Source organism: Streptomyces sp. NPDC055140, from assembly GCF_053607285.1.
In genome coordinates, this window is the sequence record NZ_JBSGTG010000001.1 from 236519 (window position 1) to 258596 (window position 22078).

At 70.4% G+C, this 22078-nt stretch carries 17 protein-coding genes and 1 tRNA gene; 6 read left to right on the forward strand and 12 right to left on the reverse strand.

The window, feature by feature from the left end:
• Nucleotides 1-24: 24 nt before the first annotated feature.
• Both ACWFR4_RS01135 and ACWFR4_RS01140 read left to right on the forward strand, forming a co-directional pair.
• Nucleotides 25-107, forward strand: a tRNA-Leu gene (locus tag ACWFR4_RS01135).
• A gap of 81 nt (nucleotides 108-188) precedes the next feature.
• Nucleotides 189-977 carry a helix-turn-helix domain-containing protein gene (locus ACWFR4_RS01140; RefSeq protein ID WP_453466463.1) on the forward strand — a complete coding sequence of 263 codons (789 nt, stop codon included), beginning with the start codon at nucleotides 189-191 and terminating at the stop codon, nucleotides 975-977.
• A gap of 8 nt (nucleotides 978-985) precedes the next feature.
• Here the strand turns inward: ACWFR4_RS01140 and pyk are convergent, their stop codons facing one another.
• Complete coding sequence (gene pyk, locus ACWFR4_RS01145; RefSeq protein WP_453466461.1) at nucleotides 986-2422, reverse strand: pyruvate kinase; 1437 nt, start codon at nucleotides 2420-2422, stop codon at nucleotides 986-988.
• A gap of 154 nt (nucleotides 2423-2576) precedes the next feature.
• Nucleotides 2577-3302 (reverse strand): SIMPL domain-containing protein, encoded by a 726-nt coding sequence (locus ACWFR4_RS01150; RefSeq protein WP_453466459.1) that lies wholly within the window; start codon nucleotides 3300-3302, stop codon nucleotides 2577-2579.
• A 132-nt stretch (nucleotides 3303-3434) separates the two neighbouring features.
• Here ACWFR4_RS01150 and ACWFR4_RS01155 point away from each other — a divergent pair, with 132 nt between their 5' ends.
• Complete coding sequence (locus ACWFR4_RS01155; protein WP_453650133.1) at nucleotides 3435-5234, forward strand: 5'-nucleotidase C-terminal domain-containing protein; 1800 nt, start codon at nucleotides 3435-3437, stop codon at nucleotides 5232-5234.
• Nucleotides 5235-5260: 26 nt separating this feature from the next.
• Here ACWFR4_RS01155 and ACWFR4_RS01160 read toward each other — a convergent pair whose 3' ends face one another.
• The 5 genes from ACWFR4_RS01160 to ACWFR4_RS01180 form a co-directional block, all read right to left on the reverse strand.
• Complete coding sequence (locus tag ACWFR4_RS01160; protein WP_453650135.1) at nucleotides 5261-6697, reverse strand: lysine N(6)-hydroxylase/L-ornithine N(5)-oxygenase family protein; 1437 nt, start codon at nucleotides 6695-6697, stop codon at nucleotides 5261-5263.
• Nucleotides 6694-8187, reverse strand: coding sequence for a pyridoxal phosphate-dependent decarboxylase family protein (locus tag ACWFR4_RS01165; protein WP_453650136.1), 1494 nt, complete (start codon nucleotides 8185-8187; stop codon nucleotides 6694-6696). Before ACWFR4_RS01165 ends, ACWFR4_RS01160 begins: the two co-directional genes overlap by 4 nt.
• A gap of 176 nt (nucleotides 8188-8363) precedes the next feature.
• Nucleotides 8364-10883, reverse strand: coding sequence for an aminopeptidase N (pepN, locus tag ACWFR4_RS01170; protein WP_453466452.1), 2520 nt, complete (start codon nucleotides 10881-10883; stop codon nucleotides 8364-8366).
• A gap of 78 nt (nucleotides 10884-10961) precedes the next feature.
• Nucleotides 10962-11306 carry a chorismate mutase gene (locus ACWFR4_RS01175; protein WP_227294149.1) on the reverse strand — a complete coding sequence of 115 codons (345 nt, stop codon included), beginning with the start codon at nucleotides 11304-11306 and terminating at the stop codon, nucleotides 10962-10964.
• Nucleotides 11307-11317: 11 nt separating this feature from the next.
• The gene (locus ACWFR4_RS01180; protein ID WP_453466450.1) at nucleotides 11318-12229 is read right to left on the reverse strand and encodes a helix-turn-helix domain-containing protein; all 912 of its coding nucleotides are present in this window, start codon (nucleotides 12227-12229) and stop codon (nucleotides 11318-11320) included.
• Between the two features lie 202 nt (nucleotides 12230-12431).
• Between ACWFR4_RS01180 and ACWFR4_RS01185 the strand changes: the two genes are divergently transcribed.
• From ACWFR4_RS01185 to ACWFR4_RS01195, 3 genes are all read left to right on the forward strand, one after another.
• The gene (locus ACWFR4_RS01185; protein ID WP_453466467.1) at nucleotides 12432-14177 is read left to right on the forward strand and encodes a glycoside hydrolase family 35 protein; all 1746 of its coding nucleotides are present in this window, start codon (nucleotides 12432-12434) and stop codon (nucleotides 14175-14177) included.
• A gap of 285 nt (nucleotides 14178-14462) precedes the next feature.
• Nucleotides 14463-15356 carry a hypothetical protein gene (locus ACWFR4_RS01190; RefSeq protein ID WP_453466449.1) on the forward strand — a complete coding sequence of 298 codons (894 nt, stop codon included), beginning with the start codon at nucleotides 14463-14465 and terminating at the stop codon, nucleotides 15354-15356.
• Between the two features lie 48 nt (nucleotides 15357-15404).
• Nucleotides 15405-16883 carry an ankyrin repeat domain-containing protein gene (locus ACWFR4_RS01195; RefSeq protein WP_453650138.1) on the forward strand — a complete coding sequence of 493 codons (1479 nt, stop codon included), beginning with the start codon at nucleotides 15405-15407 and terminating at the stop codon, nucleotides 16881-16883.
• Here ACWFR4_RS01195 and ACWFR4_RS01200 read toward each other — a convergent pair.
• From ACWFR4_RS01200 to hsaA, 5 genes are all read right to left on the reverse strand, one after another.
• Nucleotides 16843-18510 carry an FAD-dependent oxidoreductase gene (locus tag ACWFR4_RS01200; RefSeq protein WP_453650140.1) on the reverse strand — a complete coding sequence of 556 codons (1668 nt, stop codon included), beginning with the start codon at nucleotides 18508-18510 and terminating at the stop codon, nucleotides 16843-16845. The genes ACWFR4_RS01195 and ACWFR4_RS01200 overlap by 41 nt on opposite strands.
• Entirely contained in the window at nucleotides 18507-18995 is a 489-nt protein-coding gene (locus ACWFR4_RS01205) for a flavin reductase family protein (protein WP_382708981.1), read from the reverse strand. Before ACWFR4_RS01205 ends, ACWFR4_RS01200 begins: the two co-directional genes overlap by 4 nt.
• Entirely contained in the window at nucleotides 18983-19879 is an 897-nt protein-coding gene (locus tag ACWFR4_RS01210; RefSeq protein ID WP_453650142.1) for a VOC family protein, read from the reverse strand. The genes ACWFR4_RS01205 and ACWFR4_RS01210 overlap by 13 nt, the downstream gene beginning before the upstream one ends.
• A 62-nt stretch (nucleotides 19880-19941) precedes the next feature.
• Entirely contained in the window at nucleotides 19942-20823 is an 882-nt protein-coding gene (gene hsaD / locus ACWFR4_RS01215; protein WP_453650144.1) for a 4,5:9,10-diseco-3-hydroxy-5,9,17-trioxoandrosta-1(10),2-diene-4-oate hydrolase, read from the reverse strand.
• The gene (hsaA, locus tag ACWFR4_RS01220) at nucleotides 20820-22004 is read right to left on the reverse strand and encodes a 3-hydroxy-9,10-secoandrosta-1,3,5(10)-triene-9,17-dione monooxygenase oxygenase subunit (protein ID WP_453650146.1); all 1185 of its coding nucleotides are present in this window, start codon (nucleotides 22002-22004) and stop codon (nucleotides 20820-20822) included. The genes hsaD and hsaA overlap by 4 nt, the downstream gene beginning before the upstream one ends.
• Between the last annotated feature and the right edge of the window lie 74 nt (nucleotides 22005-22078).

Consider the following 22078-nt stretch of genomic DNA (forward strand, 5'->3'; position numbering starts at 1 on the left):
CCGGTACACTTCCCGGCAGGCCGAGCCGGGTTGGTGGAACGGTATACACGGAGGTCTCAAACACCTCTGCCTGAAAGGGCTTGCGGGTTCGAATCCCGCACCCGGCACCCCGAAAGCGGATGTTCACATTCTGGTGAGCATCCGCTTTTTGCTACGTGCTGAAGCTTGACGCTACGCAGAGTAGTCGCATGAACTTTCACGGTACTGAAGTACGACAGAGGGCACTGACCCTGCTCAGGGGCGGGGCGAGGAACGCAGACGTGGCCCGCACCTTGAACGTGCCGCTCGGCACGATCTCGTACTGGCTGCATATGGACCGGTCCAAACGCGGCGAGTGTCCCGGCTCGCACAACCCGTCGTGCCCTCGCTGCGATGACAGCCCTCTCGACAAGAGCGCGTACTCGTATCTGCTCGGCCAGTATCTGGGCGATGGCCACGTAAGCCACTACTCGGGCCACCGCGTACCGAACCTCATGATCACGTGCGCCGACTCATGGCCCGGCATCGCTGCGGAGACTCATGCTGCGATGCAGGCCGTCTTCCCTGAAAACGGAGTCTGCCGAGTTCAACGCATCGGATGCCACAACATCAAGGTCTACTCGAAGCACCTTCCGTGCCTCTTCCCTCAGCACGGCCCTGGCAAGAAGCACGAGCGCAGGATCGCCCTCGAACCATGGCAAAACGAGATCGTCGACGCTCACCCGTGGGAATTCATCCGGGGACTCATCCACTCCGACGGATGCCGGATCACCAACTGGACGACTCGGCTCGTCGGTGGCGAGCGAAAGCGCTACGAGTACCCCCGGTACTTCTTCGCCAACAAGTCCGACGACATCCGCAAGCTGTTCACTGACACCCTCGACAAGGTCCACATCCAATGGACGAGCCTGGCCAGGGGCAGCGACCCCTTCAACATCTCCATCGCCCGCAAAGCCTCCGTCGCCCTCATGGACGCCCACGTAGGCCCCAAATACTGATCTCGCGCCTACTTGGGCGAGTCGTCCTCGCCGATGTGGTGGACGCGGACCAGGTTGGTGGAGCCGGAGACTCCGGGCGGGGAGCCGGCCGTGATGACGACGATGTCGCCCTTGCGGCAGCGGCCGTACTGGAGGAGGAGTTCGTCGACCTGGTCGACCATCGCGTCGGTGGAGTCGACGTGAGGGCCGAGGAAGGTCTCCACTCCCCAGGTGAGGTTGAGCTGGGAGCGGGTGGACGGGGTCGGGGTGAAGGCCAGAAGCGGGATGGGTGAGCGGTAGCGGGAGAGGCGGCGGACCGTGTCGCCGGACTGGGTGAAGGCCACCAGGAACTTCGCTCCGAGGAAGTCGCCCATTTCGGCTGCGGCGCGGGCGACGGCTCCGCCTTGGGTGCGGGGTTTGTTGCGTTCGGTGAGGGGCGGGAGCCCCTTGGCGAGGATGTCTTCCTCTGCGGCTTCGATGATGCGGCCCATGGTGCGGACCGTTTCGACGGGGTATTTGCCGACGCTGGTCTCGCCGGAGAGCATGACGGCGTCGGTGCCGTCGATGACGGCGTTGGCGACGTCGCTCGCCTCGGCGCGGGTGGGGCGCGAGTTGTCGATCATCGAGTCGAGCATCTGGGTCGCGACGATGACGGGCTTGGCGTTGCGCTTGGCGAGTTTGATGGCGCGCTTTTGGACGATGGGGACTTGTTCGAGGGGCATTTCGACGCCGAGGTCTCCGCGGGCGACCATGATTCCGTCGAAGGCGGCGACGATGTCGTCGATGTTGTCGACGGCCTGGGGCTTTTCGACTTTGGCGATGACGGGGAGGCGGCGGTCTTCCTCGTCCATGATGCGGTGGACGTCTTCGATGTCGTGGCCGCTGCGGACGAAGGAGAGGGCGATGACGTCGGCGCCGGTGCGCAGGGCCCAGCGGAGGTCTTCCTGGTCCTTGTCGCTGAGTGCGGGGACGGAGACGGCTACGCCGGGGAGGTTGAGGCCTTTGTGGTCGGAGACCATGCCGCCTTCGATGACGAGGGTGTGGACGCGGGGGCCGTCGACGCCGGTGACTTCGAGGGTGACTTTGCCGTCGTCGACGAGGATGCGTTCGCCGGTGGTGACGTCGGTGGCGAGGCCGTCGTAGGTGGTTCCGCAGGTCTGGCGGTCGCCTTGGATGTCGGGTTCGACGGTGATGGTGAATTCGTCGCCGCGTTCAAGGAGTACGGGGCCTTCGCGGAAGCGTCCGAGTCTGATCTTCGGGCCTTGAAGGTCGGCGAGGATTCCGACGCTGCGGCCGGTTTCGTCGGAGGCCTTTCGGACGTGGTGGTAGCGCTCCTCGTGTTCGGCGTAGGTGCCGTGGCTGAGGTTGAAGCGGGCTACGTCCATTCCGGCTTCGACGAGGGCCTTGATCTGCTCGTACGAGTCGGTGGCGGGGCCCAGGGTGCAGACGATCTTTGCTCGGCGCATGGTCCGAGCCTAGGGCTTACCGGTGGGTAGCGAATTGGTTGTGCGTGACTACCCAACCACCTTTGGGTGAAGGGCTATTGACAAGTGTTGAATTGTGCATGGGGGTGCTCCGATGAGCATCTATTTCGGTGCGGTTGTTCGGAGGGCGGGGTTATCACAGCTCGGGCGGGTGCATGGTGAATCGGGCGTTGACGTTGGCGTAGACGGTTTGGCGCTGGGGTTCGAGGTCGAGGGGTGCGGGGGTGTCGTCGGGGGCGCCGGAGTAGGCGGCCATGCGCATGTGGGGTGCGCCGGGGACGGGTCCGTAGCGGTCGGGGGCCTCGGCTCCGGTGTCGGCGAGTTCGATGAGGGCCGCGAGGCGGGTGCCGAGGGCTTCGGCGTATTCGCGGGCGCGCTGGACGGCTTCGTGGACGGCTTGTTGGCGGGCGGTGCGGTGGACGGGTGAGTCGGGGCGCAGGGACCACCAGGGGCCGTCGATGCGGGTGAGGTCCTGGTCGGCGAGGCGGGTGGTGAGTTCGCCGAGTGCGGTGAAGTCGGTGAGTTCGGCGGTGATGAGGACGCGGCCGTGGTAGGCGCGGATGCGTTCGGTGCGGCCGTGGCGGGTGAGTTCGGGGGTGATGGAGAAGGCGCCGGTCTCGAGTTTTTCGATGGCTTCTCCGTAGCTTTTGATGAGGTCGAGGGTGGCGGTGTTGCGGCGGGTGAGGTCGGTGAGGGCTTCGCGGCGGTCGGTGCCGCGGGCGCTGAGGGTGATGCCGATGCGGGCGAGGTCGGGGTCGGTTTCGATGCGGGCTTCGCCGCGGACGGCGATGCGGGGGGCTTGGGGGGTGCCGTAGGGGGTGGGGGTGGGTTGTCCGTCGGGGGGCGTTTCGTCGGGGGTCATGGGGTCACTTTGGCAGCAGCGCATCGGACAGTCATCGGATTGAAACCTCGTGGGTCTGTTGCGTGTTGGGCTGAGGGGCCAGAATCTACGCGCGTCGCAACTGTCGATGAGTGGTGCCGGAGGGGATCTGAGATGCCGTTGAATCGCCGGAAGTTTCTGGGCAAGTCCGCTGCTACGGGTGCGGCCGTGGCGTTGACCGGGGCGGTGTCGGCTCCGGCCGCGCAGGCGCACGGGGGCCGGCCGAAGGGGCACAAGCGGTATTCGTTCACCGTCATGGGGACGACGGACCTGCATGGTCATGTCTTCAACTGGGACTACTACAAGGACGCCGATTACACGGACACGGCGGGCAACGCGCAGGGGCTGTCGCGGATCTCGACGCTGGTGAAGCAGGTGCGCGAGGAGAAGGGCCGTGGCAACACGCTCCTGATCGACGCGGGTGACACGATCCAGGGCACGCCGCTGACGTACTACTACGCGCGCGTGGAGCCGATCACCGCGGCGGACGGTCCGGTGCATCCGATGGCGCAGGCGATGAACGCGATCGGTTATGACGCGGCGGCGCTCGGCAATCACGAGTTCAACTACGGCATCGACACGCTGCGCAAGTTCGAGTCGCAGTTGAAGTTCCCGCTGCTCGGTGCGAACGCCGTGGACGCGAAGACGGAGAAGCCGGCGTTCAGGCCGTACGTCATCAAGAAGTTGCGTACGCCGCACGGCAAGGACGTGAAGGTGGCGATCCTGGGGCTGACGAATCCGGGGATCGCGATCTGGGACAAGGCGTATGTGCAGGGCGTGTTGAAGTTCCCCGGCATCGAGGAGCAGGCCGCGCTGTGGGTGCCGAAGCTGCGCTCGATGGGTGCGGACGTGGTGATCGTGTCGGCGCACACGGGCGCTTCGGGCTCGTCGTCGTGGGGCGATCAGCTGCCGTACGTGGAGAACGCGGCGGCGAATGTGGCGAGGACCGTGCCGGGGATCGACGCGATTCTCGTCGGGCACGCGCATGTGGAGATCGAGCAGCAGCTGGTGACGAACGAGGAGACCGGGAAGTCGGTCGTTCTGTCGGAGCCGCTGTGCTACGCGGAGCGGTTGGCGCTCTTCGACTTCGAGTTGGAGTGGGAGAGGGGCTGCTGGACGGTGGCGTCGGTGTCGTCGAAGCTGCTGAACTCGAATGCGGTGGCGGACGACCCGAAGATCACGAAGTTGCTCGAGGACGAGCACGCGCTGGTCGTGAAGTATGTGAACCAGGTCGTGGGTCAGGCGACGACGACGCTGACGACGGTGGACGCGCGGTACAAGGACGCGCCGATCATCGATCTGATCAACAAGGTGCAGGCCGATGTGGTGACGGAGGCCCTGAAGTCGACGGAGTACGCGTCGCTGCCGGTCCTTTCGCAGGCTTCGCCGTTCTCGCGTACGTCGTCGATTCCGGCGGGTGAGGTGACGATCCGGGATCTGTCGGGTCTGTATGTGTACGACAACACGCTGGTCGCGAAGTTGATGACGGGTGCGCAGGTGCGGGCGTACCTGGAGTTCTCGGCGGAGTATTTCGTGCAGACGGCGGCGGGTGCGGTCGTGGACGTGGACAAGCTGACGAACGCGAACAACCGGCCGGACTACAACTACGACTATGTGTCGGGGCTTTCGTACGACATCGACGTGGCGCAGGCGGCGGGTTCGCGGATCAGGAATCTGACGTATCAGGGTGCGGCGCTGGACGACGCGCAGAAGTTCGTGTTCGCGGTGAACAACTACCGGGCGAACGGTGGTGGGGCGTTCCCGCATGTGGCGTCGGCGCCGGAGCTGTGGTCGGAGTCGACGGAGATCCGTACGCGGATCGCCGAGTGGGTGACCGCGAAGGGCACCCTGAACCCGGCGGAGTTCGCTTCGGTGGACTGGCGGCTGACGCGGGACGGTACGCCCGTGTTCTAGGGCCTCTCGTTCGGAAACGAAAGAGCCTAGTTCTTGAGTTCGATCAGATGGGTGTTGCCGCGTTCTCCGGACTGGGTCCGGGGGGCGCGGTTTTCGTTGGGGGTGAGGCCGAAGGTGGTGAAGGCGGTGCGCTGCGGGAGGGGGTAGGGGGCTTTGTCCGTCAGGTTGTTGAGGATGGTGGCGCTGCGCCAGGCGGCGAGGCCGAGGTCGGGGGCGCCGACTCCGTGGGTGTGGCGTTCGGCGTTCTGTACGTAGATGTTGCTGCCGGTGTCGGTGACGGTGGGGTCGAGGACGAGGCGGAACTGTTCGTCGATGCGGGGGCGTTCGGCGTTGTCGCGGCGGAGGTGGGGGTCCAGGCCGGTGAGGATCTGGTCGAGGGGGCGTTCGCGGTAGCCGGTGGCGAGGACGACGGCGTCGGTGGTGAGGCGGGAGCGGGTGTTCTGCCGGCGGTGTTCGAGGTGGAGTTCGACTTTGGCGGCGGCGACGCGGCCGGCGGTGCGGACGGAGACGCCGGGGGTGAGGGTGGCGTCGGGCCAGCCGCCGTGGAGGGTGCGCTGGTAGAGCTCGTCGTGGATGGCGGCGATGGTTTCGGCGTCGATGCCTTTGTGGAGCTGCCATTGGGCGGGGACGAGTCCGTCGCGTACGTCTTCGGGGAGGTGGTGGAAGTAGCGGGTGTAGTCGGGGGTGAAGTGTTCGAGGCCGAGTTTGGAGTACTCCATGGGGGCGAAGGCTTCGCTGCGGGCGAGCCAGTGGAGTTTTTCGCGGCCTTGGGGGCGGTTCTTGAGGAGGTCGAGGAAGATCTCGGCGCCGGACTGGCCTGATCCGATGACGGTGATGTGGTCGGCGGTGAGGAGTTCGGTGCGGTGGGTGAGGTAGTCGGCGGAGTGGATGACGGGGACGGTGGGAGCTTCGGCGAGGGGGCGCAGCGGTTCGGGGATGTAGGGGGCGGTGCCGACGCCGAGTACGACGTTCTTGGTGTAGGTGCGGCCGAGTGCTTCGGCTTCGCCTTCGGTGTCGAGTTGGGTGAAGTCGACTTCGAAGAGGCGGCGTTCGGGGTTCCAGCGGACGGCGTCGACCTGGTGGCCGAAGTGGAGTCCGGGGAGGCTTTCGCTGACCCAGCGGCAGTAGGCGTCGTATTCGGCGCGCTGGATGTGGAAACGCTCGGCGAAGTAGAAGGGGAAGAGGCGTTCGCGGGTCTTGAGGTAGTTGAGGAAGGTCCAGTGGCTTGCGGGGTCGGCGAGGGTGACGAGGTCGGCGAGGAAGGGGACTTGGAGGGTGGCGCCGTCGATGAGGAGGCCGGGGTGCCAGTGGAAGGCGGGGCGTTGTTCGTAGAAGGCGGTGTCGAGTTCGGTGAGGGGGTGCGCGAGGGCGGCGAGGGAGAGGTTGAAGGGGCCGATGCCGATGCCGACGAGGTCGCGGGGTGCTTCGGGGTGCGGGGGCCTGGGGGTGGGCGCGGTGGTCATCGGGCTGTGTTTCCTTCCACCAGTTTCAGCAGCTGGGCCAGGTCGCCCGGCTGGGTGTGCGGGTTGAGCAGGGTGGCTTTGAGCCAGAGCCGGCCGTCCATGCGGGCGCGGCCGAGTACGGCGCGGCCTTGGGTGAGGAGGGTGCGGCGGATGTGGGCGATGCGCTCGTCGGGTGCGTCGTGGGGGCGGAAGAGGACGGTGCTGAGAGTGGGGGTGTCGTAGAGGTCGAAGCCGGGGTGGGCGTTCAGGGTGGCGGCGAACTCCTGTGCCTGGTCGCAGACTTGGTCGACGAGGGCGCCGAGTCCGGTGCGGCCGAGGGCTTTGAGGGTGACGGCGATCTTGAGGATGTCGGGGCGCCGGGTGGTACGCAGGGAACGGCCGAGGAGGTCGGGCAGGCCGGCTTCGGTGTCGTCGTCTGCGTTGAGGTAGTCGGCGTGGTGGGTGAGGGGCGCGAGGTCGGCGGGGTCGCGTACGGCGAGGAGGCCGGCGGCGACGGGCTGCCAGCCGAGTTTGTGCAGGTCAAGGGCGACGGTGGCGGCGCGGTCGAGGCCGGTGAGCTGGGTGCGGCGGGTGGGGCTGAAGAGGAGTCCGGCGCCGTACGCGGCGTCGACGTGGAGGCGGGCGCCGTGGGCTTCGCAGACGTCGGCGATCTCCGGGAGGGGGTCGATGAGTCCTGCGTCGGTGGTGCCGGCGGTGGCGACGACCAGTTTGGGTCCTGGCAGGTCGGTGAGGGCTTCGTCGAGGGCGGCCGGGTCGAGGGTGCCGGTGGGGGCGGGCACGGAGACGGGGTCGGGGAGGCCGAGGAGCCAGGCGGCGCGGGGCAGGGAGTGGTGCGCGTTGGCGCCGGTGATGAGCTGGAGGGGGCCCTCTGAGGCATGGGCTTCGCGGGCGAGGAGGACGGCGAGCTGGTTGGCCTCGGTGCCGCCGGTGGTGACCAGGGCCTGCGGGTGACCGGGCCGAACAGGCCGGCCTGACTGACCTGACTGACCTGACTGACCTGACTGACCTGACTGACCTGACTGACCTGACTGACCAGGGTGGCCAGGCTGGCCGGCGTGGCCCGTGTCGCCGTAGACCTCATGGGCGAGTGCGTCGGTGACGAGGGTTTCGAGGGCGGAGGCCGCGGGGGCCTGGTCCCAGGAGTCCATGGAGGGGTTGAGGGCCGAAGCGGCGAGGTCGGCTGCCGTGGCGAGGGCGAGGGGTGGGCAGTGGAGGTGGGCCGCGCACAGGGGGTCGGCGGGGTCGGCGGCGCCTTCGGCGAGGGCCTGTACGAGGGTGCGCAGCGCGGTGGCGGCGTCGATGCCGTGGTGGGGCAGGGGGTCGCCGGCGAGTTCGCGCAGCCGGGCGGTGACGGTGTGGGGGCCGCCGGCGGGGAGGGGGCCGCCTCGGGCGGTGGCTCCGTCGTGGAGTGCGTCGAGGACGGTGTCGAGCAACGGCCGCAGGGCTTGGGGGCCTAGGGGGCCTCCGGCGAGGGGCGGCGGGTTGCTCATGGCGGCGTCCTTCGGGTGCGCGGGTGGGGCCTCCAGCCTGTCTGCGGTGGCGGTGGCGTGCCCGGTGATCACAACGATCGGAACCCGAAAGTGGTACTGCCGTACGGGGATTGGGTGGGGGCGGGGTGGTTGGTGGTACGGGGTCCGGTGCGGCCGGACCCCGTACCTGCCGGACCCTAGTTGGCTGCGGTGGCTGTCCTGATCTTCAAGGCGCGGGCGAGGTCGTCGAGTTGGTCGGCGAGTCGGCGGCGCAGGGCGGGGATGGGGTCGTCTTTCTCGATGCAGCTTTCGCCGAGGGTGAGGGTGTGGGCGTCGATGGCGTGGGCGGGGAAGGCGTGGCGTCCTGCGGCGTCGGCGATGGCGGGGCCGCGGCGATGGGCGACGGCCACGGCGTCGGGGAAGTAGCGGGCGACGTAGGGGTGCAGGAGGTCGTTCTGTTCCGGCTGCCAGAAGCCCTGGGCGGTGGCGGTGAAGAGGTAGTTGGAGAGCTCGTCGGTGGTGAACATGGCGTCCCAGGCGGCGCGTTTGGCCTCGGGGTCGGGCAGGGCGGCCCGGCAGTGGGCGGCGCCCTGCCGGCCGGTGGCGCTGGGGTCCTGGGTGAGTTCGGCCTCGATCACCGCGTCGTCGACGGCGCCGAGTACGCAGAGGCGGCCGAGGATGCGCCAGCGCAGTTCGGGGTCGAGTTCGGGGCCGCCGGGGACGCTGCCGCTGTCGTACCAGTCGCGGATGGTGTCGGCGTGTGCGGCGCTGTCGATGAGGGTGCGCACGGCGGTGAGGCGCAGGCCCGGGTTGCTGCCGTCCTCGGTGCGGCGGATGAGGTCGGCGCACAGGTCGGTGAGGAGGGCGAGGGCGTCGGGGCGTTCGGTGGGGGTGGTGTAGCGGTCGGCGATCTGGGTGCGGGCGAAGGCGAGGACGCCCTGGACGTTGGCGAGTTCGCGTTCGCCGGGGAGGTGGGCGCGGGCGGCTTCGAGGTAGGTGAGGGGTTCGAGTTCGCCGTCGCGGACCATGTCGCGCAGGCAGTTCCACAGGACGGCGCGGGTGAGGGGGTCGGGGACGCGGGAGAGGCCGCGCAGGGCGGTTTCCTCGGAGTGGGGGTCGAGGCGGATCTTGGCGTAGGTGAGGTCCTGGTCGTTGGGGACGACGAGGGCGGGGCGAGGGCCGGGGAGGCTGTGTGCGCCGTCGGCGGGGATGTCGGAAGTGTCTGGAATATCGAGGGAGGTCAGTTCGCGGCGGACAAGGGTGGCGCCGTCGATGAGGTCACGGTCGTAGATGCCGACGGTGATGCGGTGGGGGCGGCTGCCGTCGCGGGTGAGGGTGAGCGCCGTCCGTCCGGGGTGTTCGGTGACGGTGGCGGTGAGGGTGTCGACGCCGGTGGTGCGCAGCCAGGTGTCGGCCCAGGCGTGGACGTCGCGGTCGGTGTGGTGGGCGAGGGAGGCGATGAAGTCGGCGAGGGTGGCGTTGGCGAACTTGTGGCGCTGGAAGTGGGTGTTGATGCCGGCGAGGAAGTCCTTCTCTCCGAGCCAGGCGACGAGTTGGCGCAGTGCGGAGGCGCCCTTGGCGTAGGAGATGCCGTCGAAGTTGAGCAGGGCGGACGCGGTGTCGGGGACGGCGTCGGCGTCGGGGGCGACGGGGTGGGTGGAGGGGCGCTGGTCGGCGTCGTATCCCCAGGCTTTGCGGGCCACTCCGAAGTCGACCCAGGTGCCGGTGAAGCGGGTTGCTTCGGTGAGGGTCTGGTAGCCCATGTATTCGGCGAAGGACTCGTTGAGCCAGATGTCGTCCCACCATTGGAGGGTGACGAGGTCGCCGAACCACATGTGGGCCATTTCGTGGGCGATGACCATGGCGCGGGTCTGGCGTTCGGTGTCGGTGACGGCGGAGCGGTGGATGAACTCGTCGCGGAAGGTGACGAGTCCGGGGTTCTCCATGGCGCCGGCGTTGAATTCGGGGACGAACGCCTGATCGTAGGAGTCGAAGGGGTAGGGCTCCTCGAACTTCTCGTGGTAGCGGTCGTAGCAGGCGCGGGTGATGTCGAGGATTTCTTCGGCGTCGGCGTCGAGGTAGGGGGCCAGGGAGCGGCGGCAGTGGATACCGAAGGGCAGTCCGGCGTGTTCGGTGCGGACGGAGTGCCAGGGGCCCGCTGCGACGGCGACGAGGTAGGTGGACAGGAGGGGGGTGGTGGCCGCCCGCCATGTTCCGTCGCCGAGGTGTTCGGTGACGCCGTTGGCGAGGACGGTCCAGCCGTCGGGGGCGGTGACGGTGAGGTCGAAGACGGCCTTGAGGTCGGGCTGGTCGAAGGCGGCGAAGACGCGCTGGACGTCATCCATGAACACCTGCGTGTACGTGTACGTCTCGCCGTCGGTGGGGTCGGTGAAGCGGTGCATGCCTTCGCCGGTGTGCGAGTAGGCCATGGCGGCTTCGACGCGCAGTTCGTGGGGGCCGGGGGTGAGGCCGGTGAGGAGGAGCCGGTTGTCGTCGAGTTCGGCGGGGTCCAGGGGGTGTCCGTCGAGGGTGACGGATCGCAGGGCGGCGGGCCTGACCTCGACGAAGGTGTCTCCGGCCGTGCGGGTGGTGAAGCCGATGACGGTCGTGGAGTCGAAGGTGGCGGCTCCGCGGGTGAGATCGAGGTCGATCGTGTACCGCTGGACGTCGATGAGCTGGGCTCGGGTCTGCGCTTCGTCGCGCGTCAGTACGGACATGGGGACATGCTGCCTGATGGGCGCGGGGCGGGACAGGGGCCGCCCGCCGCGCCGGGTGGTGGGGCTGTGGGCCTCGTATCAGGTGGTGGCTGTCCTCGTGACGCCGGCCTCGTCGGCGATCTGTTCGTGGTGGCGGATCACTTCGCTGATGATGAAGTTGAGGAGCTTCTCGGCGAAGGCGGGGTCGAGTTTGGCGCTCTCGGCGAGCTGGCGCAGGCGGGTGATCTGGCTGGCCTCGCGGGCGGGGTCGGCCGGGGGCAGGGCGTGTTCGGCCTTGAGGTGGCCGACCTGCTGGGTGCATTTGAAGCGTTCGGCGAGCATGTGGACGACGGCGGCGTCGATGTTGTCGATGCTGTCGCGCAGGCGGGCGAGTTCGGCGCGGACGGCGGGGTCCACGGCGTCGCGGGCGTTGCTGTTGGTCATGGGAGGAAACCCTACGTGGCGCGGGGGCGCTCGATCGTGGCGCCCGGGGAGCGCAGCATCGGGGGGTCGTCGGGGTCGGGGACGGTGTTCGACCAGCCGCCGGGGACGGTGCGGCCCTGTTGTTCGCGGAAGCGGACGGGTGCGGTGCCGACGCGGCGGGTGAACAGGCGGGAGAAGTAGGCGGGGTCGTCGTAGCCGACGCGGCGGGCGACGGCGGCGACGGGGAGTTCGGTGGCGGCGAGGAGTTCCTTGGCGCGGCCGAGGCGGATGCCGAGGAGGTAGTCCTTGGGACTGCAGCCCGCGCCGCGGCGGACGGCGGTGCGCAGTTCGGCGGGGGTCATGCCGTGGCGGGCGGCGTGTTCGGCGACGGACAGGGGCTGGAAGGCGTCGCGGGCGAGGGACTGGAGGACGGGGTCGCCGTCGGGGGCCATGTCGGCGCGGGCGCGGCGCAGGGCTACGAGGAGTTCGTGGACGGCAGCGGCGGTCTCGACCTCGAGTAGGGGGTTGCCGCGGCGGGCGGCGCGGGCGATGCGGCCGACGGCGGTGCGGGCGTGGGCGGCGTCGGAGAGGGGGACGACGGGGCGCTCGGGTTCTATGTAGCCGAGTTCGGTGTAGGTGGTGGCGGCGGGGCCGGTGAAGTCGACGAAGCATTCGTCCCAGCCGGTGTCGGGGTCGGGCCCGTAGTGGTGGGGGATGCCGGGGGTGACCCAGATGAGGGCGGGTGCGGTGACGGTGGTGCGGCGGCCGTCGGGGGCCTGGTACCAGCCGCGTCCGGCGGTGATGACGACGGCGACGTGGTGGTCGAGGGTGCGGGGGCCGACGGTGGGCAGGGCGCCGTACTGGAGGCCGACGCCGAGGCAGACGAGGCCGAGTCGGTGGTGGGCCGGGCTGGGGGTGAAATACCGCATCCAGGTGTGGTACATCCGCTTGTGTCCCTTCCTGGGCGGGTGTGGTGCCGGTGGTGCGCGCGTTGCGTCCAAACAGGGCTGATCTTTGTCCATGGACCCTGCCGCCCGCCAGAGGTGATCGTGGCGGGCAGTAAGAGCCTGTCTTTGCACTGCGTGCCAGACGCCCCGCGCCCGCCCGGAGTGCAAAGACAGGCTCTCGGTGAACGAGAGGGACATGATGGCCGGGTTCAGAGTGGGCGAGGACGACTTCGAGGTCGACGGGCGGCCGGTGCGGCTCCTGTCGGGGGCGCTGCACTACTTCCGGGTGCACGAGGAGCAGTGGGGGCACCGTCTCGCGACGCTGCGGGCGATGGGCCTGAACTGTGTGGAGACGTATGTCCCGTGGAATCTGCACGAGCCGCGCCCCGGCGAGCTGCGTGATGTGGGGGCTCTGGGCCGGTTCCTGGACGCGGTGCGCGAGGCGGGTCTGTGGGCGATCGTGCGTCCGGGGCCTTATATCTGTGCCGAGTGGGAGAACGGCGGGCTGCCGCACTGGCTGACGGGTCCGCTGGGCTCGCGGGTGCGGACCAGGGACGGGGAGTTCCTGGCGGCGGTGGACCGCTGGTTCGCGGCGCTGCTCCCCCAGGTCGTGGAGCGGCAGTACGACCGGGGTGGCCCGGTGATCATGGTGCAGGTGGAGAACGAGTACGGCTCGTACGGATCGGACCAGGTGTATCTGGCCCATCTCGCGGACGGTCTGCGCGGGCTCGGGGTGACGGCGGCGCTGTTCACGTCCGACGGTCCGGACGACCACATGCTGACGGGTGGCTCGGTGCCGGGTGTCCTCGCGACGGCGAACTTCGGGTCGAACGCGCGGAAGGGTTTCGAGACGCTGCGCCGGCACCGGCCCAAGGGTCCGCTGATGTGCATGGAGTTCTGGTGCGGCTGGTTCGACCACTGGGGTGCGGACCATGTCGTGCGGGACGCCGAGGAGGCGGCGGCGGCTTTGCGGGAGATCCTGGAGTGCGGGGCGTCGGTCAATCTGTACATGGCGCACGGCGGGACGAGTTTCGGGGGCTGGGCGGGGGCGAACCGGGCGGGGCAGTTGCACGAGGGGCGGCTCCAGCCCGATGTGACGTCGTACGACTACGACGCGCCCGTCGACGAGCACGGGCGGCCGACGGAGAAGTTCTGGCGCTTCCGTGAGGTGTTCGCCGAGTACGCGGACGGGCCGCTGCCGGACGTTCCCGAGCAGCCGGCGGCGCTGGCCGGCGCGGTGACGGCGGAGCTGACGTCGTACGTGCCGCTGGACGCGGTCCTGGACGGGCTCGGTTCGACGGAGGGCGAGTACGCGGTGCCGCCGACTTTCGAGGAGCTCGATGTGGACCGGGGGCTGGTCCGCTACAGCGTGGACGTGCCGGGGCCGCGCAGGGCGTATCCGCTGCGGGCGGCGGGGCTGCGGGACCGTGCCGTGGTGTACGTGGACGGGGTGCGGGCCGGGGTGCTCACGGAGGACGAGCCGGTCCTGGCGGAGCCTGTCGCGGGGCCCGCCCGCGTCGAGCTGTGGGTGGAGTCGCTCGGCCGGGTCAACTACGGGCCGCGCACGGGTGAGTCGAAGGGCGTCACGGGCGGGGTGCTGCACGAGCGGCAGTATCTGCACGGGGTGCGGGCGCGGGCGCTGCGCCTGGACGCGTTCGACGACGCGGACGCGGTGCGGGGCCTTGCGCCGGTGGACGGTTCCGCGGGGGCCGCGGGCCTGTACCGCGGCACGTTCGAGGTGAGCGGCGCGGGGGACGCGGAGCTCGAACTGCCGGGCTGGACACGGGGGTTCGTGTGGGTGAACGGCTTCAACCTGGGCCGTTACTGGTCGGTGGGGCCGCAGCACTCGCTGTACGTTCCGGGTCCCGTGCTGCGCGAGGGGCGTAACGAGGTGTGGGTGCTCGAGACGGAGGCGGCGGGCGAGCCGCGTGTGACGTTGTCGTAGGCGCCGCCGGGCAGACGTACGGGGCCGGTTCCGGATCACGGAACCGGCCCCTCTTTACGCGCGACTGGGTGCCGGCCGCTCTCCGTGGGAGCCGGCGGGCACGGTCCTCGCTGCGCTCATGGTGGGGCGCGGTGATCACGATGCTGCGGGCGGGGCCTGCGGGCCCATGGACAAAGGAGGGGAAGGTCTTGGACTAATCGCGCCCGGTAGGCCTGTCCCATCCCGCCGTACAGTGGAGTTCCGGTGTCCGGGCGGTGGTGCCCGGCGGCCCCAGGGGGTGCGGGCGTGGCGAACGGCGGACCGGTGGAGCACGGCTTTCCGCATCTGGAGACGGTGCGCGCGGCGGTGACCGCGCTGTACAAGCGGCTCTCGTACGACACCGTGCACGCCTTCGAGACGAGCGTCGCCCCGGTCGACGTGGCGTTCTGCGACCAGGACGACCTGTATCTGGGGGCGCAGCGGGTGGCGCGTGAGCTGGTGCGGCACTACCGGCTGCCGGAGGCGCGGATGATCGTCAGCTTCCGCGAGATGACGCATGCGGCGAGTGTCGAGCTGGCGGCGGGTCCGGAGTACTTCATCGAGCTGAACGACCGGTTCCGTACGCACCGGCGGGACATCGGGGCCGCTCTCGCCCACGAGGTCATGCACGTCTATCTGCACCGGCTCGGTCTCGCGTTCCCGGGGACACGGGACAACGAGATCCTCACGGACACGGCCACCACCTATCTGGGGGCGGGCTGGCTGCTGCTCGACGCGTACCGGGAGGACGCGGCGTCGTCGCAGAAGCTCGGCTATCTCACGCCGGAGGAGTTCGGCTACGTGCTGGCCAAGCGGTCGCTCGCGTTCGGTGAGGCGCCGGAGACGTGGTTCACCAGTGCGCAGGCCTACACCGCGTACACGAAGGGGCTGGCGCGGGCGCGGGCCGACGAGCAGCAGCCGCCGCTGACGGCGGCCGGGTGGGCGGGGCGGCGGCGGTACGCGAAGGACCGGCGTGAGGCGCGGGAGAGCGGGGCGGGCGGGGTGGCGCCGGGCGGTGCGTACGCGTTCTCGACGGAGGGGTCCGCGCTGCGGGTGACGTTTTCGTGTCCGACGTGCCATCAGCGGATCAGGGTGCCGGTGCGGGGCCGGGTGCGGGCGCGGTGCGCACTGTGCCACACCGTGATGGACTGCGACACATAGCCTCAAAGCGCTTTGCGTTCACCACGGGTGAGGGGCGATGGTCGGCCTATGGACGAAGAGCAGAAGGCAGGCGCGAGTGGCCTGTTCGACGCGGTGTACGGCGGTGACGAAGACGCGGTGGTGCGGGCCCTGCGCGCGGGCGCCGCGGCGGACGAGCCGGACGACGAGGGCCGTACGGCGCTCTATCTGGCGTCGGTGAGCGACGAGCCGGGCATCGTACGGCTGCTGTTGTCGGCCGGGGCGGACCCGGACCGGCTGAGCAGTGGCACGGATCTGCCGTTGTGCGGGGCGGCGTGCGGTGGGCACACGGAGGTCGTGCGGGCGCTGCTCGCGGCGGACGCGCGGGTCGATCTGCGCGAGGAGTTCGGGTTCACGGCGATGGCGTGGGCGCTGCAGCGCGGGCACGAGCGGGTGGTGCGGGCGCTGCTCGACGGCGGCGCGGATCCGCAGCTGCCGGGTCCCGGCGGCGGTCTTCCGCTGGTCGCGGCGGCCCGGCGCGGGTCCACGGGGTGTGTACGTGCGCTGCTCGAACACGGCGCGCAGGGGCGGACCGAGGCGCTTGCGGAGGCGCTGGCCTGGTGCGGTGTGGATGTGGCGGCGGTGCTGCGTAAGGGACTTGAGCAGCCCGAGAGCGAGGCGGTGACGCAGCGGTTCGTGGAGGACGGCGGGGTGACCGTGGTCGTGGAGCTGCTCGACGAGGAGGGGCGGCCGCGGTCGGGCAACGACATGCAGACCGGGCACGGGGCGATCGCCACGCTCCTGGAGGCTGACCTGGGTGTCATGACACCGGCCGCCGAGCTGGCGGAGCGTGCGCTGCGCCGCGGTGACCCGGACGACGAAGACTGGACCGAGGCGGTGGCCGTGTTCCGGGCACGTGGCGACGAGGAGACGTTCCTCGCGGCGGCCGCGTGGTGCGCGAGCGGTGAGGCGCCGCGGCGGGCCTTCGGGGCGGATGTGCTCGGGCAGTTGGGGCCGCGGGGCCGGTACACGGCCAGGTCGCTCCCGGTGCTGCGCGCCCTGGCCCGCACGGCCCGCGACACCGCCGGTCTGCGCTCGGCCGTCGTCGCGCTCGGGAATCTCGGGGATTTGGCGGCGCTGCCGGAGATCCTGCTCCACGCCGGGCATCCGGAGCCCCGGGTGCGCCGCGCGGTGGCGCTCGCCCTGACGGGTCTGGTGCCGGCCGGTCACGGCGAGGGCGTCGCGGCGCTGGTCGCGCTGACCCGCGACGCGGACGGCGATGTGCGCAACTGGGCCGCGGCGGCGCTCGCCGCGGCCCCTGCGGACACGGCGGACGTGCGCGACGCGCTGGCCACGCTCCTCGAAGACCCGGTCCCGGACGCCGCGGCGGAGGCGGCCCGCGGTCTGGCGCTGCGCCACGATCCGCGGGCCGTCGAGGCGCTCGCGCGGATCCTCGCCTGCGAGGCGCCCGGTGGGTACGCGCACGACACGGCGCGGGACGCGATCCGCCATGTCCCCGACGCGCGGGTCAGGGCCCGTCTGGAGTGGACGGTCCCGCGATGTCGTTGACGGCGGCCCAGCTGAACGCCATGGCGGGCCCGATCGTGGCGCCGGGCCCCGGGTACGTCTCCCCCATGACGGCCGCCGAGCAGTTCCCGGAGGCGTAGAGCCCGGCGACGGGTGTGCCGTCCTCGCGCAGGACGCGTGCGTCACCGTCCGTGACGAGGCCGCCCTTGGTGCCGATGTCGCCGGGGTGGACGGGGACGGCGTAGAAGGGGCCCTTGTCGAGGGGGGCGAGGTTGGGGTTCTGGAGGGTCGGGTCGCCGTAGTAGCGGTCGTAGACGCTGTCGCCGCGTGCGAAGTCCTCGTCCTTTCCGGTGGCGGCGAAGCCGTTGAACCTCCTTATGGCAGAAACGAGTTGGGGCGCCTTGATGATCCGGGCCAGCTCCTCCACGGTGCCGGCCTCCGTCAGGAAGCCGCTCTCGCGCCACCGCTTCGGGAAGGCCCGGCCGGGGAAGAGGCCCGCGAAGATGTAGCGGGCCTTGGAGCGGGCGTCGAGGATCAGCCAGGACGGGACGGTCGTCGCGTCGGGGCGGTCGGCGGCGTACATGCGGTCCACGAACTCGTGGTAGGGCGCCGCCTCGTTGGCGTACCGCTCCCCCGCCGCGTTCACGATCATCATGCCGGGGATGCCCCGGTCGGCGACGAGGAAGAACGGCTTCTCGCCCGGCGGGCACAGGGAGGGGGCGCCCCACACCTTGTCGAGGAGGTCGGTGGCGGCGCCGAGTTCCTCGCCCAGACGCAGGGCGTCGCCGACCTGGCCCTCGGAGGCGTGGGTCCAGGCGGTGGACGTGGGTTGCGGCAGGTACTTGTCGCGCAGGGCCTGGTCGTGGGAGAAACCGCCGGAGGCGAGGACGACGCCGCCGCGGGCCCGTACGACGTGTTCCGTCCCGTCGCGCAGGACGCGGACGCCGGTGACGCGGTCGCCCTCCACGACAAGGCCGGTCAGCGGCGTGGACAGCCACAGGTCGCCGCCGAGCCGCTCCAGGGAGAGCCGCATCCTGGCGATGAGCGCCTCACCGAGTGAGAGCAGCTTGCGCCCGCGCAGCGCCGCGCCCACGGCCCGCGCCCCCACCCGCAGCGACCTGCGCTTGCCGGCCCAGGTGCGGGCGACCATGTTGAGGAAGCGGAAGTCGTACGACGTCATGGTCAGCCCGTACGTGGGCAGCCCCGCCCGGCGCAGGTCCCGGGCGAGCGGGCCGAGTTCCCTGAGGTCGACGACGCACGGCTCGGCCGAGCGGCCCTGCGCCATGCCGCCGAGCTCCTCCGGGAAGTAGTCGGAGTAGCCGGGCGTGTACATGAAGCGGACGGCGGTGCGGTCGTGGAACTCGCGCACCATGCGCGGCCCGTGCCGCAGATAGGCGTCCTTGCGGTCACCCGGCACGCGGTCGCCGACGGTCGCGTCGAGATAGGCGCGGGCCTTCTCGTACGTGTCGCCGAGGCCGGCCGCGTCGAGGTGGAAGTTGCCCGGTACCCAGATCGCGCCGCCGGACAGGGCGGTGGAGCCGCCGTAGTGGTCGGTCTTCTCGACGATCAGGGCTGTCAGGCCGCGCAGGCGGGCGGTGATCGCGGCGGCGAACCCGGCGGCGCCGGACCCGACGACCACCACGTCGTAACCGATCTCGGCGTCACTCATGCGAACTCCCCGGTGGCGTAGGCGCTGCGGAAGTAGAGGAGGGGTCTGCCGCCGTCGCGTGCGGTCAGGCCGAGGACGCGGGCGGTGACGATCCAGTGGTCACCGGCCTCGTGGACGGCGTACAGCTCGCAGTCGACGGTGGCGAGGGCGCCGGCCACGCGGACCGCGCCGCCTCCGGCCGGCTCCCACTGCACGTCGCGGAACTTGTCGGGCCCCCTGCGCCCGACGGCGGCGCAGACGGCGCGCTGGTCGTCGGCGAGGATCGAGACGCCGAACCGGCCCGCGCGCCGTACCTTGGGCCAGCTCGTCGACGACTTGGCGACGCACAGCAGCACGAGCGGCGGTTCGAGGGAGAGCGAGGCGAAGGACTGGCAGGCGAGGCCCACCGGTTCGCCGGTGTCCTCGTCGAGGGCGGCGACGACCGTGACGCCCGACGCGAAGTGGCCCAGGACGTCGCGGAACGCGTCCGGGGTCAGCCGTTCCACCGGTGGCCCCAGAAGCTGTCGGAGGTGATCTCCTTCGTCACCCAGGTCGCTTTGTCGACGATGAGGCCGTCCCAGCCGTACTCGACCTGGAAGCCGCCGGGGGCCTGCGCGTAGAACGACACCATGTGGTCGTTGGAGTGCCGGCCGAGGGTGGAGGCGATCGGGATGCCCGCCGCGTTCATGCGGTCCAGACAGAAGCCGACGTCGTCGAGGCGCTCCAGCTCGACCATGAAGTGCACGATGCCGGGCGGGAGTTCCCCCGGGTACAGGCCGAGGCTGTGGTGGCGGGCGTTGGGGCTCAGGAAGTTCATCCAGTAGAAGTCCTGGCCCGGCTTCCCCGTGGGCACGGCGGCGGGCGGCAGCTTCATGCGGTCGCGGAGCTGGAAGCCGAGGAGGTTCTCGTAGAAGTCGAGGGTGGCTTCCATGTCGGGGGCCGGCATGACGACGTGGCCGAGGCCGAGGTGGTCGCCGGTGACGAAGCGGTTGCCGTAGGGCGCGGCGAGCGGCGTGTGGTCCTGGGCCTGGCCCCAGTAGATCTCCAGGGGGTTGCCGGCCGGGTCCTCGCAGTGGATGAGGCCCTGTACGCGGCGGTCGGCGAGGGTGGCGTCGTCGGCGTGCTTGACGGCGACTCCGGCCGCTTCGAGTTCGGCGGTGGCCTCGGCGAGCGCGCGTGCGTTCGCGACCTCGAAGCCGGCGGACAGAAGGCGGTCGTGTTCGCCCGCCACGAAGGACAGGCGGCGGATGCGGTCGTCGATCCGGGCGTGCAGGATGGTGTCCGTCGAGTCGGCACCCTCGGTCATCCCGAGGATGTCGATGACGTAGGTGCGCCACTCGGCGAGCTTCACGGTCTCGATGCGGAGGAAGCCCAGAGAGCGGATGTCCATGGCTGCGGGCCTTTCGGTGGCTGGTGACCAGTGGCTGGTGATTGGTGACTGGTGGCTGGTGACTAGTGACGGAAGAAGTCGATGGCGAGGCGGTTGAACTCGTCGAACCGCTCGGTCTGTGCCCAGTGGCCGCAGTGCGGGAAGACGTGCAGGCGCGCGTCCGGGATGGTCTTGAGGGCGACCAGGGCGCCGTCGAGCGGGTTGACGCGGTCCTCGCGGCCCCAGGTGAGGAGCGTGGGGGCGGTGATGCGGTGGGCCTCGCGCCACAGCATCGTGTCGGCGGGCCACTTGGCGAAGGACGCGGCCATGCGGTCGTTGCCGAGCTTGGCCTCGGGGTCGACGGCCTGCGCGTAGCGCTCCTCGACGAACGCGTCGGTGACGATCGAGGCGTCGTACGCGAGGGTGGTCAGGAAGTCCCGCATCATGGCGCGGGTCGGCTCGCCCGAGCCGTTGAACGCGAAGAGCTTCTTGATGCCTTCGGTCGGGTCGGGCGCGAACAGGTTGACGGAGATGCCGCCCGGTCCCATCAGGAGGAGCTTTCCGACCTTGTCCGGGTGGTCGAGGGCCATCCGGGTCGCGGTGCCGCCACCGAGGGAGTTGCCGACGAAGTGCGCCTGAGAGATGGCCAGTTCATCCATGAGGGCGGCGACGGAGTCGGCGGCACAGGAGAAGAAGTCCTTGGTGAGCTCGGGCTTGTCGGAGGCGCCGTAGCAGGGCTGGTCGATCAGGAGGGTACGGAAGTGCCCTGCGAACACGGGCAGATTGCGGCCGAAGTTGGACCAGCCGGAGGCGCCGGGGCCGCCGCCGTGCAGCATGATCACGACGGGGGCGTCCGGGGCGTCGGGGCCCGCCTCGTGGTAGTGGAGGGTGAGACCCGCGGCCTTTCCGGTCCGCGAAGTCCCCTCGTAGGTAAGGGAGTTCACCGCATCGGTAGAGGTGCTCACAGCATCGTGTCCTGGATGTCGAGGCCGAGGGCGCTCTGGCCGGAGAGGAGGAGGGCGCGCTCGGGGTCGTTGGCGGCGTGGCCACGGCCGGTGTGGACGTCGCGCCAGGCGCGCTGCACCGCGTTGGGGCCGGTGCGCATGGCGCCGCCACCCGCGTTCTCCATGAGCAGGTCGACTGCGGCGACGGCGCGCTCGGTGGCGAGGACCTGGTCGCGGCGGGCGCGGGCGCGCAACGGCATCGGGAGTTCCTCGCCGCGCTCCGCGCAGGCGTACAACTCGGCGATGTTGCGCTGGAGTTGAAGGCCCGCGGCGTCGATGTCGGAGGCGGCCCGGGCGATGCGGACCTGCGCGAACGGGTCCTCGGCGACCTGCTGGCCGTAGGAGACGCGGAAGCGCTTGCGGGTGGCTTCGACGTACGCGTCGAGGGCGCCCTCGGCGATGCCGACGATGGGGGTGGAGATGGTGGTGGTGAAGACGGCGGCGTACGGGAGGCGGTAGAGCGGCTCCGGGTTGACCGCGTGGCCCGGCACGTTCAGGGCCGTGACGGGGCCGAAGCTGAGGGCGCGGTGCTCAGGCACGAACACGTCGTCGCACACGACGTTGTTGGAGCCGGTGCCGCGCAGGCCGACGGTGTCCCACACGTCGTCGATGCGGTACTCGGCACGCGGCACGAGGAACGTCCGCATGTCGACGGGCCGGCCGTCCGCGTCCATGACGAGGCCGCCGAGCAGCGCCCAGTCCGCGTGGTCGCAGCCGGAGGAGAAGCTCCAGGAGCCGCTGATGCGGAAGCCGCCGTCGACGGGCGTGACCTTGCCCGTCGGGGCGTACGAGGAGCAGATCCGGGTCGACGGGTCGGTGCCCCACACCTCTTCCTGGGCGCGCGGGTCGTAGAGCGCGACGTGCCAGGGGTGGACGCCGACGACGGACGCGACCCAGCCGGTGGAGCCGCAGGCTCGGGCGATCTCGCGGACGGCGGCGTAGAAGACGGCCGGGTCGGCGGCGAATCCGCCGTAGGCCCGGGGCTGGAGGAGCCGGAAGAAGCCGCTCTGCTCCAAGTCCTTGATCGACGTGTCGGGCACCTTGCGCAGCGCCTCCGCCTCGGCGGCGCGTTCGCGCAGCGCCGGCGCGAGGGCGCGGACCGCTTCGAGTACGGCGGCTGCGGTGGCCGGGGATTCGCTCATGCGGGGCCCTCTCCTGGGTGCGGGTTCGAGTGGCTGGACCGTACGCCCGCCTCCCGCGGGCCGAGAACGGGTGG

Bases quoted from the DNA above. Each gene is read 5' to 3' on its own strand.
- ACWFR4_RS01150 (WP_453466459.1), bottom strand. From the start codon at position 3,302: ATGACCCCCGACGAAACGCCCCCCGACGGACAACCCACCCCCACCCCC.
- pyk (WP_453466461.1), bottom strand. From the start codon at position 2,422: ATGCGCCGAGCAAAGATCGTCTGCACCCTGGGCCCCGCCACCGACTCG.
- pepN (WP_453466452.1), bottom strand. From the start codon at position 10,883: ATGTCCGTACTGACGCGCGACGAAGCGCAGACCCGAGCCCAGCTCATC.
- ACWFR4_RS01140 (WP_453466463.1), top strand. From the start codon at position 189: ATGAACTTTCACGGTACTGAAGTACGACAGAGGGCACTGACCCTGCTC.
- hsaA (WP_453650146.1), bottom strand. From the start codon at position 22,004: ATGAGCGAATCCCCGGCCACCGCAGCCGCCGTACTCGAAGCGGTCCGC.
- ACWFR4_RS01155 (WP_453650133.1), top strand. From the start codon at position 3,435: ATGCCGTTGAATCGCCGGAAGTTTCTGGGCAAGTCCGCTGCTACGGGT.
- ACWFR4_RS01185 (WP_453466467.1), top strand. From the start codon at position 12,432: ATGGCCGGGTTCAGAGTGGGCGAGGACGACTTCGAGGTCGACGGGCGG.
- ACWFR4_RS01160 (WP_453650135.1), bottom strand. From the start codon at position 6,697: ATGACCACCGCGCCCACCCCCAGGCCCCCGCACCCCGAAGCACCCCGC.
- ACWFR4_RS01165 (WP_453650136.1), bottom strand. From the start codon at position 8,187: ATGAGCAACCCGCCGCCCCTCGCCGGAGGCCCCCTAGGCCCCCAAGCC.
- ACWFR4_RS01175 (WP_227294149.1), bottom strand. From the start codon at position 11,306: ATGACCAACAGCAACGCCCGCGACGCCGTGGACCCCGCCGTCCGCGCC.
- ACWFR4_RS01180 (WP_453466450.1), bottom strand. From the start codon at position 12,229: ATGTACCACACCTGGATGCGGTATTTCACCCCCAGCCCGGCCCACCAC.
- ACWFR4_RS01195 (WP_453650138.1), top strand. From the start codon at position 15,405: ATGGACGAAGAGCAGAAGGCAGGCGCGAGTGGCCTGTTCGACGCGGTG.
- ACWFR4_RS01200 (WP_453650140.1), bottom strand. From the start codon at position 18,510: ATGAGTGACGCCGAGATCGGTTACGACGTGGTGGTCGTCGGGTCCGGC.
- ACWFR4_RS01210 (WP_453650142.1), bottom strand. From the start codon at position 19,879: ATGGACATCCGCTCTCTGGGCTTCCTCCGCATCGAGACCGTGAAGCTC.